Below are 12,212 nucleotides of genomic sequence, written 5' to 3' on the forward strand. Positions count from 1 at the left end.
ACCTGGGGCAGGTGACCACCCCACCTGACCTCGCCCGGGTCGCCTTCGCCACCGATCTCGCCCGCCACGGGGACCGCCCCGCCGTCCTCACGGGCGAGCGCGCCCTGAGCTACCGGGAGCTCGCGGAACGCGTCGACGACGTGGCCGCGCGCCTGGGGACCGAACGCCGGCTGGCCGTGCTCGCCGCGGCCAACGACATCGACTCCCTCGTGGCCTATCTCGCCGCCCTCACGGCCGGCCACCCGCTGCTGCTGGTCCCGGCGGACAAGCCCGCCGCCCTCGACTCGCTGGTGGCCGCCTACGACCCCGACGTGCTGCTGCGCAGCGGCGGGGACGGGACGCCCGTCCTGGAGGAGCGGCGTCCCGGGACCCGGCACGAGCTGCACCCGGACCTCGCCCTGCTGCTGAGCACGTCCGGCTCGACCGGTTCCCCGAAGCTCGTGCGGCTCTCCCACGAGAACCTGGCGTCCAACGCCGAGGCGATCGCCGAGTACCTGGCCATCGGTCCCGACGACCGCGCCGCGACCACGCTGCCGATGAGCTACTGCTACGGGCTGTCGGTGCTCAACAGCCACCTCCTCCGGGGCGCCGGGCTGGTGCTGACGGACCTCTCGGTGGTCGACCCTTGCTTCTGGGAGCTGCTCCGGCAGCGGCGGGCCACGTCCTTCGCGGCCGTGCCCTACACGTTCGACCTGCTCGAGCGGGTGGGGTTCGAGGAGATGGACCTCCCGCACCTGCGGTACGTGACCCAGGCCGGCGGGCGGCTCGCCCCCGAGAAGGTCCGCCACTGGGCCCGGACCGGCCGGCGCCGCGGCTGGGACCTGTTCGTGATGTACGGGGCCACGGAGGCCACGTCCCGCATGGCCTACCTGCCGCCGGAGCTGGCGGAGGAGCGCGCCGGGACGATCGGGGTGCCCATCCCGGGCGGGGCGTTCCGGATCGACCCCGTGGACGGGCTGCCGGACGGGGAGCTGGTGTACACGGGCCCCAACGTCATGCTCGGCTACGCGGAGCGCCCCGAGGATCTCGCCGCGGGCCGGACCGTCGAGGAGCTGCGCACCGGGGACCTCGCCCGGCTCCACCCGGACGGGCTCCACGAGGTCGTCGGCCGCCGCAGCCGGTTCGTCAAGATCGTGGGCCTGCGCGTGGACCTGGGCCAGGTCGAGCGGATCCTCGCCGAGCTCGGCGTGACCGCGGCCGCCGCCGGCTCCGACGAGCGGCTGGTCGTGGCCGTCGAGGGCGAGCAGGACACGTCCCTGCTCGCCAAGCTCGTGGCCGAGAGCATCGGGCTGCCGCGCCCGGCCGTCGAGATGCACGCGGTCGGGCAGCTGCCCCGTCTGGGCACGGGCAAGGTGGACTACCCGGCCGTCGCCGCCCTCGGCGCCGGCCGCCCCGCCGCGGCACCGCCGGGGCCCCGGGCGGAGGGTCCCGAGGACGTGCGGCGGATCCTCGCCGAGGTGCTCGACCGCCCCGACGTCGGCGACGACGACACGTTCGTCTCCCTCGACGGGGACTCGCTGTCCTACGTGGCGGCCTCCGTCCGTCTCGAGCAGGCCCTCGGGCACCTCCCCACGGACTGGCACCTCACCCCCGTCCGCGACCTGGCGGCGCGGTCCGCCCGCCGGCCGCGGCGGCTCGTCTCGTTCCTGGAGACCGGCATCGTGCTGCGGGCCGTGGCCATCGTGCTGATCGTGATGACGCACGTGGAGCTGTTCACGCTCCAGACCGCCCACGTGCTCTTCGCCGTGGCCGGGTACAACTTCGCCCGGTTCCAGCTCCACGGCGAGCGGCTGCCGAGGCTGCGCCGCCAGCTGCGCAGCCTCGGCCGGATCGTGGTGCCCTCCGCGGCGTTCATCGCCGTGGCCCACCTGCTCACCGACGACTACACCTGGGCCAACGTCCTCCTGCTCAACGGCATCGTGGGGCCGCAGCACCTGACGAGCCAGTGGCACTTCTGGTTCGTGGAGATGCTCGTCTACGTCCTCCTGGCCGTCACGGCGCTCATGGCGCTGCCGTGGGCGGACCGCGCCGAACGGCGCCTCCCGCTGGCCTTCCCGCTCGCGCTGCTCGCGGTCGGGCTGGTCAGCCGGTACGACATCGTGGACCCGGGGCTGCCGAAGCCCGCCCCGGTGTTCTGGCTCTTCGCGCTCGGCTGGGCCGCCGCCCGGGCGCGGACGGTCCTGGAACGGTCCCTCGTCACCCTGCTGACCCTCCTGACGGTGCCGGGGTACTTCGACAGCACCCTCCGGGAGGTCACCGTGATCATCGGTGTCCTCCTGCTGCTGTGGGTGACCGCGCTGCCCGTCCCGGCCGGCCTGCGGCGCGTCACGGGGTGGCTGGCCGCGGCGTCCCTGTACATCTACCTCACCCACTGGCTCGTCTACCCCGCCCTGGTGCCGGTCTCGCCCGTCCTGGCCGTGGTCGCCTCCCTCGCCGCGGGGGTGGCCTACTGGGTCCTGGCCGACCGCGTGCTCGGCGGTCTCCGGCGCGCGGCCGCGCGCACGGGGGCGCCCGCCGAGGAGACGCCCCTCGCGGCTACTCCAGGCCCACGCTGATCTCCGCGCTCTGCCCCGTGGAGCGCACGGTGGCCCGGACGGGGAACTCGATCCGCTCCGTGACGGTCTCCCCGTCCTCCTCGTAGCTCAGCCGCGCCTCCGCGGGCCGGTGCGGATCCGCCGTCCAGCGCAGCGGGTCCTCCGGGTCGGGGACCAGGACGAGGGCGGGCCGGGAGACCAGCCGCCACCGGACGTCGGTGATCTCCGGGTCCGGTGCCCCGGTCGCCGTTGCGGAGGTCGCTGAGGGCTCCAGCGGCGCCGATCGGCGCCGGGACGAGGGGCAGCCCTCGGGGGACAGCTCCTCCGACGCGGTGCAGCCCTCCAGCCACTCCTCGATCCGCTCCTCGACCTCCTGCCACATCCTCGGCGAGGGCTCGATCCGCAGGGCCACCGTGGCCGGCCCCGGCTCCCGGAACGCCACGGTGTGCGGTTCCAGCGGCGGGTCCGCCGCGTAGTAGGAGTTGCCCGGCAGACCGATCGCGTAGTCCCCGGGCAGGGCCTCGAAGCGCCACGTGCCACCGGGGCCCCGGGGGTCGGGCACCCGCTCGTCCGGGTCCGGGCGGACGGTCTCCCCGTTGACCGAGAGCTCGTCGAGGGGGGCGGGCAGGTGGATCGACAGGGGTGCCGCGTCCGGGGAGTCGAGCTGCCACTGGTCGTTGAACGGGCCGCTGCGCCGCACCTGGTGCACGGAGTAGACGTGGGTCTCCTCCCGGTCCCGGGCGCCGTCCGGCCCGTCCCACCACACGCGCGCCCGGATCTCGGCGCGGCTCCCGCTGCGGTCCACGCCCAGGATCTCGTGGCCGCTGATCCGCCCCGCCGCATTGCGGTACACACGGTTGGCGAAGATGCTCAGGGTGGGGTCGGCCACGACCGCCTCGGTGCGGGACAGCAGCTGCCGCGAGCGCCCGTTCTCGAGCCCGCTGAGCCACGTGACCACCGGGTCCTGCGGCTCCCGGTCGACGAAGACCCAGTTGACCACGGAGCTGAACACGCTCACGAGCACCACGACGACCGTCAGCCAGTGCAGCAGCGTCCGCCGCAGGCCCCGGGCGTCGACCGCGGAGAGCGCCTCGCCGGCCTCCCGCTCCCGTGACACCGACACCGCAGCTCCCGTCCCCCTGGGCCCGCCCGGCGCTCGCGCCGGACCGTGCGGGCCGCGTCCCGGCCCGCCAGCTCACATCGTAGGGCCGGCGCCGCGGCGGGGGCGGGAGGCCCGCTAGAGCGCGCGTCTCCGGGTGGCCAGGACCCCGGCCGCCACGAGCACCAGGCCCCAGGCCCCGTAGACGAGGCCGGACTCCACGTGGGTGAGCACCGGGTCGGCGGTCTGGTACACCGTGGTCAGCTGGGTGCCGGCCGCTCCCGGGGAGTACGGCTTGACGTCCTCGAGCCACTCGAAGGACAGCGCGAACAGGACGATCTCCAGGACCATCACCAGCACCACGAGCACCACGATGCCCCAGGTGGTGGACTTCAGCAGGGCGCCCAGGCCGAAGCCCAGCCACGCGGTGATCATGTAGAAGACGCCCACCGCCAGGACGTTGAGCAGGACGGCCTCCTGCCACACGTCATAGCCGAGGTCCCCGCCCGCCAGGATCGGCTGGACGAGGAGGTGGCACAGGAGCGCGCTGAGCGCCCCGAAGAGGAACGCGACCACGGAGAGCACCACGGTCTTGGCGAGCATCACCGGGGTGCGCCGCGGCACCGCCGTCATGGTGGTGCGGATGGCACCGGTGGAGTACTCGGAGCCGATGAACAGCACGGCCAGTGCCCCCAGCAGCAGCATGACGAGCTGCAGACCGCTGTTGGCGCTGGTCATGGCCAGGTACTCGCTGAAGCCCATCCCGTCCGGCAGAGCCATGTCGGACTGCGCGGCGATCTGCTGGTCCGACTCGGCGACGAGCGCGTCCTGCTGCTGCTGGACCTCCTCCTCGGTGAGCCCGAGCTCCTCCGGGGACCGCCCGTCCAGCGACTCGTCGACCTGCTCCTGCGCGGCCTGCTCGTTGAAGCTCTGCAGTGACGTGGTGCTCCAGGCGCCCAGCGCCGCGAACCCGAGGGAGAGCACCAGGGCGACGCCGAGCAGGATCCAGTGCGAGCGCAGGGAGCGGAACTTGATCCACTCCGAGCGCAGGACCCGGACGGAGCCCAGCCCCACCCGGGCCGCGGGGCCGGACGGGCCGGTGCCGTCCGCGGTCCCGGGCTGCGGGCGGGGGGCGGTCGAGGTGCTGGTGCTCATGCTCGGTCTCCGGTTCGTGCGGCGGCGCCCGCCCAGGGCGCCGGGTCGGTCGGTGCGGGAGCGCCGCCGGAGCGGTACTCGACCTCGTTCTGGGTCATGGCCATGTACACGTCCTCCAGGGAGTCCGTGAGGGGGGTGAGCTCGTGGACCAGCACCCCGTGGGACAGCGCGGCCTCGGCGATGCGCCGCGGCTCCGGCCCCGTGACGAGCAGCCCGTCGTCGTCGAACTCCGTGATGCCGGCGTCCGTGCCCTGCAGGGCACGGCGCAGGGCCTCCCGGTCGGTGGTGCGCAGCCGGGTGCGCGTGCGGCCCCCCGCGAGGATCTGCTGGATGGGCGCGTCGGCGAGGATCCGGCCCCGGCCGATCACCACGAGGTGGTCGGCGGTCTGGGCCATCTCCGACATGAGGTGGGAGGACAGGAAGACCGTGCGGCCCTCCGCAGCGAGGTACTTGGCGAGGTGGCGCACCCACACCACGCCCTCCGGGTCCAGTCCGTTGACGGGCTCGTCCAGGATCACGGTGTGCGGGTCGCCGATCAGCGCCGCGGCGATGCCGAGGCGCTGGCCCATGCCGAGGGAGAACCCGCCCACCCGCTTGTCCGCGGCGGCCCCGAGCCCGGTGAGGTCCACGACCTCCTGGACGCGGGACGTCGCGATGCCGTGGGTCGCGGCGAGCGCGGCGAGGTGCGCGCGCGCGGTGCGCCGGGGGTGGACGGCCTTCGCGTCCAGCAGCACCCCGACCTCCGCCAGCGGGGCCCGGTGCTGGGCGTAGGGCCTGCCGTTGACGCGGGTGTGGCCCCGGGTCGCGGACTCCAGCCCGACGACGAGGCGCATCGTGGTCGACTTGCCGGCCCCGTTGGGCCCCAGGAACCCGGTGACCCTGCCGGGGCGGACGGTGAAGCTGACGTCGTCCACCGCCGTCTTGCCGCCGTAGGTCTTCGTCAGGTTCTCGATCTCGATCACCGGCGCTCCTCCCGAGCACTCGTCGTTCTTTCCCGCCCCAACCTACGGGAGAGCCGGTGCGGGACGGCACCACCGTCAGGATGAGCCCGCGCGTGCGTGGCGCCGCCGGTCTCCCCCTCCCGGCGGAGCCGGAGCGCTCAGCCGGGCTCCGACAGCCCGATCCGGCGCGCCCGGCCGCCCCGCAGGACGTCGACCGCGACCGCGACCACGAGGAGCACGAGGAGCAGCACCCGCACCGCGGCGAGCAGGTCCTGCGCGTCCCAGCCGATCAGGCCGAGGCCCGGCAGCACCGGCCAGGCCGGCTCGGGCAGGACCAGGGTGGTCCACCACAGGACCTCGACGAGCTGCCAGGCGGCGAACTCGGGCCAGCTGCGCCGGCTGAGCACCACGAGGGGCGCCAGCCACAGCACGTGGACGAGCGAGTAGCTCGGGCCGGAGAGCACCAGCACGGCCAGCAGGAGGAACGCGACCTGGACGACGCTGGGCTCCTGCCGGGTGAGCAGGGTGAGCACGAGCACCGCCACGAAGCCCAGCACGAGGGCCAGGAGCACCCACTGCCCCGCGCCCGCCGGGTCCGGGGCCGCCCCCGTGCGCGCCTGCTCCACCCGCGCCCAGACGCCCCACGGGGAGGAGCCCTCCACGGGCCCGTCCCACGGCGTGCCGAGCTGCCGGGCCCACCGGTCCCGGGCCGTGAGCAGGAACGGCCCGTTGACCAGCGCCCAGGTGAGCACCGTCCCGGCCAGGACCACCGCGAAGTCCCGGAACTGCCGGTACCGGACGGCCAGGAGCAGCACGGCCAGCAGGACCACCAGGGGGAACAGCGCCACGGACGCCGCGAGGCCCAGGACGATCCCCGCCGGCACGGGGCTGCCGCGGACGTGGCACAGCAGCGCCAGCATCATCAGCAGCACGGCCCACAGGTCCCACGTGCCGAAGCCCACCAGGACCACGGCCGGCGCGAGGGCCAGCACGAACGCGTCCACCCCGCGCCGTCCGGAGAGCGCGGAGACCACGGCGACCGTGCCGATCCACGCCAGGGCCAGCAGCAGCACGGACAGGTCGGCGAACACCCCCCGGTCCACGTCCGCGCCGGGCAGCGCGGAGAGGCCGTCCGCGAGCCAGCCGACCACCGTGGTGATCATCCCGACCAGGGCCGGCTGGTCCCCCGCGGGCCCGCCCGTGAAGAACCCGCCCGCCCCGGAGGCCTCGCCGGGCGCGACCTCGGTGGCGCACAGCGCGGGCAGGCTCTCCGCGGCGCCCCACCCGGGCACCCGGCAGGGCAGGCGCAGCAACCAGGCCGTCATGACCGCGTAGAGGCTCAGGCCCACCAGCAGCGCATGGTGGCCGCTCCGGGAACCGCCGAGCAGGTTCACGGCTCCTCCCGCCGTCCGCGCAGCACGTCCGCCGCCACGCGAACCACCAGGTACCCCACGGCGAGCGTGTGCAGGGCCACCGCGGTGAAGTAGACGTCCTCGGCCGGCGCGAGCCCGTCCCCGCCCGCGGTCAGGTGGCCCAGCCAGTTGAACACCGCCGCCCAGTGGAGGACCTCGACGAGCTGCCACACCACGAACTCCGCGACCCGGGGCCGGGCCAGGAGCACGAGGGGCACGAGCCAGATCACGAACTGCGGCGAGTACACCTTGTTGGTCAGCACGAACGCCGCGAGCACGAGGAACGCCAGCTGCTCCAGCCGCGGCTCCGCGCGCGCCGCGAGCCCCAGGACCAGGACCAGCGCGCAGGCCAGGGTGAAACCGGCGAGGGCCAGGACGTTGACCTCCTCGGCCGAGAGCGGCTGGACGCCCAGCCGCGGCGCCGCGACCTCGTTCCACCAGTGCCACACGGAGGAGAAGCCCGCGCCGCGGTCCTGGCTGAACCGCCAGAACCAGCTCCACTGCTCCGGGTCCGCCAGCGCGAAGGGGAGGTTGACGGCCGCCCAGGCCCCCGCTGCGCCGGCGGCAGCCCGCAGCGCGGGCCCCGCCTCGCGGCGCCGCACGGCCAGCACGACGACCGCGCCGAGGAGCAGGAACGGGAAGAGCTTGAACGCGGTGCCGACGCCCAGCAGGACCCCGCCCAGCCCCCACCGGTCACGGCGGAACGCGAGCAGCGCGGCCACGGTGCACAGCACCGGCCACAGGTCCCAGTTGATGAACCCGGTGACCACCACGGCGGGGGCCAGCGCCGCCAGCACCGCGTGGGCCGGGTGCGCCACCATCCGGCCCAGCAGCAGCACGGTGGCCGTCCAGACCGCCGCGAGGAGCACCGCGTTGACGTCAAAATATATGCCCTGCCCGACATGCACAGTCGCGAGCGGGTCGAGGGCGTGCGCCAGGACACCGGTGGCGCTCGCGACCACCGTCTGCAGCACGGGGTACTCCAGCAGCGCCGAGGCGTCCAGGTAGGGGAACCGGCCCTCTGCCATGCCACGGGAGGCATACAGCGTGGGCAGGTCCGAGTAGCAGAGCTGCCGGAAGGTCTCCGGCTGCTCCCAGGTCACCAGCCGGCACGGCAGCTTGGTCAGGTAGGCCAGCAGCGCGGCGTGGAGCGCGAAGCCGGCCGGCACCCACGGCCCGGCCCGGAGCTCCGCCGGACGCCCCGCGGACGGCACCGTGTCCCGGTCCGCCGTGCCGGCCCGGGTGCTCACAGGGTGTCCGCGGCCCAGGCGCGGAGCCGCCGCTCCGCCTCCTCCGGCCCCAGCTCCCCCTCGTCCAGGCGCAGGTCCAGCAGGAACTTGTACGCCCTCCCCACCGCGGGCCCCGGCGGGATGCCGAGCACCACCATGATCCGCTCGCCGTCCAGCTCGGGCCGCACGGCGTCGAGCTGCTCGCGCGCGGAGAGCTCCTCGATCCGCGCCTCGAGGTCGTCGTAGGCGGCGGCCAGCCGGGCCACCTTCCGCCGGTTCCGGGACGTCACGTCCGCCCGCGTGAGCCGGTGCAGCCGCTCGAGGCACTCCCCCGCGTCCCGGACGTAGCGGCGCACGGCGGAGTCGGTCCACTCGGCGTCCCCGTAGCCGTAGAAGCGCATGTGCAGCTCCACCAGCCGGCCCACCGTCCTGATCGTCTCGTTGTCGAAGCGCAGGGCCCGCATCCGCTTGGCGGTGAGCTTCGCGCCCACCACCTCGTGGTGGCGGAAGCTCACGGCCCCGGAGTCCTCGAAGCGCCGGGTCGCGGGCTTGCCGACGTCGTGCATGAGCGCCGCGAAGCGCAGCGCGAAGTCGGGGCCGGGCACGGGGCCGTCCGGACCCGACTCCAGGGCCGCCGCCTGCTCCATGACGGTCAGGGAGTGCTGGTAGACGTCCTTGTGCCGGTGGTGCTCGTCCGTCTCGAGCCGCAGCGCGGGCACCTCGGGCAGCACGACCTCGGCGAGCCCCGTGCTCACCAGGAGGTCGACGCCCCGGCGCGGCCGGCGTCCGCAGACCAGCTTCACGAGCTCCTCCCGGACGCGCTCGGCCGACACGATCGCGATCCGCTCCGCCATGCCGGTCATCGCGGCCCGGACCTCGGGTGCCACCTCGACGTCGAGCTGGGACGCGAAGCGCGCGGCACGCATCATCCGCAGGGGGTCGTCCGAGAAGGAGTCCTCCGGGGCGCCCGGGGTGCGCAGCGCCCGGGCGTGCAGGTCCTTGATCCCGCCGTGCGGGTCCACGAGCTCCAGCTCGGGCAGCCGCAGCGCCATGGCGTTGATGGTGAAGTCGCGGCGGAAGAGGTCGTCCTCGAGCGAGTCGCCGAAGGCCACCTGCGGCTTGCGGGAGTCGGCGTCGTAGGCCTCGGCCCGGTACGTGGTCACCTCCAGCTGGACGTCGCCGCGGCGCATCCCGATGGTCCCGAAGGCGCGGCCGATCTCCCACACCGCGTCCGCCCACCCCGTGACCACGGCGAGCGTCTCGTCGGGCGTCGCATCGGTGGTGAAGTCCAGGTCCAGGGCCGGGCGGCCGAGGAAGAGGTCCCGCACGGGACCGCCCACCAAGGAGAGCTCGTGGCCGGCGGCGGAGAACCGCCGCCCCAGGTCGAGGGCGGCGGGGTGGATCGCGTGGGCGTCGGGGAGCTGCGTCATGGTGCCGCCCATTGTTCCAGACCCCGGGGCGCGGACCCGGCCGCGGCCCGGCCGCCGCAGCCCCTCCCGCGCTCCGGCGGGAGCCCAGGCGATTGTGGCAAGGTAGGAGACATGGCTTTCCCCGTCCCCAGCGCACCGAAGAAGCGGCCGACCGCGCCGGCCGCTGCGCTGCCCACGGTCGAGGAAGTCTCCGCCGGGGGGATCGTCGTCGACCTCGGCACGCCGTCCCACCCGGTGGCCATCATCGCCCGGATCAACCGTGGCGGACGCCTCGAGTGGTGCCTGCCCAAGGGCCACCCCGAGGGCGCGGAGACCAACGAGGAAGCCGCTGTCCGCGAGATCGAGGAGGAGACCGGCATCGCCGGGGAGGTGCTGAGCCCGCTGGGCAGCATCGACTACTGGTTCACGGTCTCCGGCCACCGCGTGCACAAGACGGTGCACCACTTCCTGCTGCGCGCCACGGGCGGGCACCTCACCACGGACAACGACCCCGACCACGAGGCGGTGGACGTCGCGTGGGTGGACATCGACGACCTCGGCCGGAAGCTGTCCTTCCCCAACGAACGGCGCATCGCCGACATCGCCCGTGAATACATCATCCACCAGCTCTGAGACCGCGGAGCCCGCCGGGGCGTCCCCGGCGAGCGCCCCGGCGGCCCCGGCCCGCCGCTCGGGAGCGGCCTCCAGCGCCATCATGGCCTCGGGCACGCTCGTCTCCCGCGCGCTGGGGTTCATCAAGACGGTGCTCATCACGGTGGCCATCGGCTCCGTCACGACCGTCTCCGACGTCTTCGAGCTCGCCAACACGCTGCCGAACCTTATCTACGTCCTCGTGGCGGGCGGCATCTTCAACGCCGTCCTGGTGCCCCAGATCATCAAGGCCTCCAGGACCGCCGACGACGGCGGGGCCGACTACATCTCCCGCCTGATCACCCTCGCCGTGCTCGCCCTGCTGGGCGTGACGGCGGTCGTGGTGCTGCTGGCGGGGCCCATCGTGCGGACCATGGGGACCGACTGGTCCGAGGCGCAGCTCTCGCTCGGGCTGACGTTCGCGCTGTTCACGTTCCCGCAGATCTTCTTCTACGGCCTCTACACCGTGGTGGGGCAGGTCTTGAACGCCCGCGGCGCCTTCGGCTGGTACATGTGGGCGCCGGTGGTCAACAACGTGGTGGCCATCGCCGCGCTGCTCGTGTTCGTCCAGCAGTTCGGGGCCTACGCCGAGACGGAGCACACCCTCCAGAACTGGTCCCCGGCCAAGACCTTCTGGCTGGCGGCCATGGCCACGGTGGGCGTCGCCACCCAGGCCCTCGTGCTGTTCTGGCCGCTGCGCCGGCTCGGGCTGGGGCTGCGGCCGAAGTTCGGCTGGCGCGGCATCGGCCTGTCCACCGCGGCACGGCTCGCGGGCTGGACCCTCGCCACCGGCATCCTCGCGAACCTGGCGTTCCTGACCCTGACCAAGGTCGCGGCGATCCCCACCGGCTACCGCCCGGAGTACCTCGCCATGGACCCGCCGCAGCAGATCGCGGGCGTGGCGGCCCTCAACCAGGCCTCGATGCTGTACTCCCTGCCGCACGGGGTGATCGGGCTGTCCATCGCCACGGTGCTGTTCAACCGGATGGCCGCGGCCTCGACCGACGGGGACCGGGCCGGCATGGTCTCCTCCCTGTCCTCGAGCCTGCGCATCACCGGCGTGGCCACGGTCTTCGCCACCGTCGCCCTCGTGGTCTTCGCCGGCCCCCTGGGGATGCTCTTCAGCGGCGGCGTCCCCTCCGCGGGGGCCGTGATCGGCCAGGTGATCACGGTGATCGCGGTCGGCGCGCCCTTCATGTCGGTCTCCTTCATGCTCGGCCGGGCCTTCTACGCGCAGGAGGACGCCCGCACCCCGTTCCTGGTGCAGGTCGGCGTCGCCCTGTTCACCGTGGTCTCGGCCCTGCTGATCTGGTCGTTCGTCCCGCCACACCTCATCGTCTTCGCGGTCGCCGGGTGCTACGCGGCCCAGAACGTCCTGAGCGCGCTGATCTACCACGTGGTCCTGGTCCGCCGGATCGGGGACTACGACGTGGCCCGGATCGTGGACGCCCACACCCGGATCCTCGTGGCGTCCCTGCTCGCCGGCGCGGTGGGCGCCCTGGCCCTGTTCCTGCTCGGCGGCTATGACCCCGCCGGCTTCCCGTGGACCAACCAGCTGACCGCGATCGCGACCGTCGCCGTGGGCGGGACCGTCATGGGGATCGCCTACCTGGGCGCCCTCAAGCTCTGCCGCGTCCGGGAGCTCGACAGCCTCGTGCGGCCGCTCCTCGCCCGGCTCGGCCGCTGACCGTGTGACGCGGCTCTCGGCCACAGGATGCCGGGACCGGTAAAGTGCTGAGTGGCCGGCGACGTGGGCCAGGAACACCCCTCCTGCCCCGCCGG

9 protein-coding genes are annotated in these 12,212 nt (G+C 74.0%); 3 read left to right on the forward strand and 6 right to left on the reverse strand.

Annotated features, from left to right (window positions below; translation table 11 throughout):
• Positions 1-11 precede the first annotated feature (11 nt).
• Positions 12-2,555: an AMP-binding protein gene (locus tag ABD220_RS05620; protein WP_344120585.1), complete on the forward strand. Its 2,544-nt coding sequence runs from the start codon at positions 12-14 to the stop codon at positions 2,553-2,555.
• On the opposite strand, the gene ABD220_RS05625 is transcribed toward ABD220_RS05620, so the two are convergent.
• From ABD220_RS05625 to ABD220_RS05650, 6 genes are all read right to left on the reverse strand, one after another.
• Positions 2,536-3,657 (reverse strand): hypothetical protein, encoded by a 1,122-nt coding sequence (locus tag ABD220_RS05625; protein WP_344120587.1) that lies wholly within the window; start codon positions 3,655-3,657, stop codon positions 2,536-2,538. The genes ABD220_RS05620 and ABD220_RS05625 overlap by 20 nt on opposite strands.
• A 114-nt stretch (positions 3,658-3,771) precedes the next feature.
• Positions 3,772-4,788: an ABC transporter permease subunit gene (locus tag ABD220_RS05630; RefSeq protein ID WP_344120589.1), complete on the reverse strand. Its 1,017-nt coding sequence runs from the start codon at positions 4,786-4,788 to the stop codon at positions 3,772-3,774.
• Positions 4,785-5,750: an ABC transporter ATP-binding protein gene (locus ABD220_RS05635; protein WP_344120591.1), complete on the reverse strand. Its 966-nt coding sequence runs from the start codon at positions 5,748-5,750 to the stop codon at positions 4,785-4,787. The genes ABD220_RS05630 and ABD220_RS05635 overlap by 4 nt, the downstream gene beginning before the upstream one ends.
• A gap of 137 nt (positions 5,751-5,887) precedes the next feature.
• Positions 5,888-7,123: a glycosyltransferase 87 family protein gene (locus ABD220_RS05640; RefSeq protein ID WP_344120593.1), complete on the reverse strand. Its 1,236-nt coding sequence runs from the start codon at positions 7,121-7,123 to the stop codon at positions 5,888-5,890.
• Entirely contained in the window at positions 7,120-8,391 is a 1,272-nt protein-coding gene (locus tag ABD220_RS05645) for a glycosyltransferase family 87 protein (protein WP_344120595.1), read from the reverse strand. The genes ABD220_RS05640 and ABD220_RS05645 overlap by 4 nt, the downstream gene beginning before the upstream one ends.
• Positions 8,388-9,800 (reverse strand): CCA tRNA nucleotidyltransferase, encoded by a 1,413-nt coding sequence (locus ABD220_RS05650; RefSeq protein WP_344120597.1) that lies wholly within the window; start codon positions 9,798-9,800, stop codon positions 8,388-8,390. Before ABD220_RS05650 ends, ABD220_RS05645 begins: the two co-directional genes overlap by 4 nt.
• Positions 9,801-9,911: 111 nt before the next feature.
• On the opposite strand from ABD220_RS05650, the gene ABD220_RS05655 reads away from it, so the two are divergent.
• Positions 9,912-10,412, forward strand: a complete 501-nt coding sequence (locus ABD220_RS05655) for an NUDIX hydrolase (protein WP_344120599.1) — start codon at positions 9,912-9,914, stop codon at positions 10,410-10,412.
• 82 nt (positions 10,413-10,494) lie between these two features.
• Entirely contained in the window at positions 10,495-12,117 is a 1,623-nt protein-coding gene (gene murJ, locus ABD220_RS05660) for a murein biosynthesis integral membrane protein MurJ (protein ID WP_344120830.1), read from the forward strand.
• Positions 12,118-12,212: the final 95 nt, after the last annotated feature.

This window comes from Kocuria aegyptia, from assembly GCF_039530085.1.
Classification (GTDB): Bacteria; Actinomycetota; Actinomycetes; order Actinomycetales; family Micrococcaceae; genus Kocuria; species Kocuria aegyptia.

Coding starts and splice junctions, on each gene's coding strand:
- ABD220_RS05630 (WP_344120589.1), bottom strand. CDS start 4,788: ATGAGCACCAGCACCTCGACCGCCCCCCGCCCGCAGCCCGGGACCGCG.
- ABD220_RS05650 (WP_344120597.1), bottom strand. CDS start 9,800: ATGACGCAGCTCCCCGACGCCCACGCGATCCACCCCGCCGCCCTCGAC.
- ABD220_RS05655 (WP_344120599.1), top strand. CDS start 9,912: ATGGCTTTCCCCGTCCCCAGCGCACCGAAGAAGCGGCCGACCGCGCCG.
- murJ (WP_344120830.1), top strand. CDS start 10,495: ATGGCCTCGGGCACGCTCGTCTCCCGCGCGCTGGGGTTCATCAAGACG.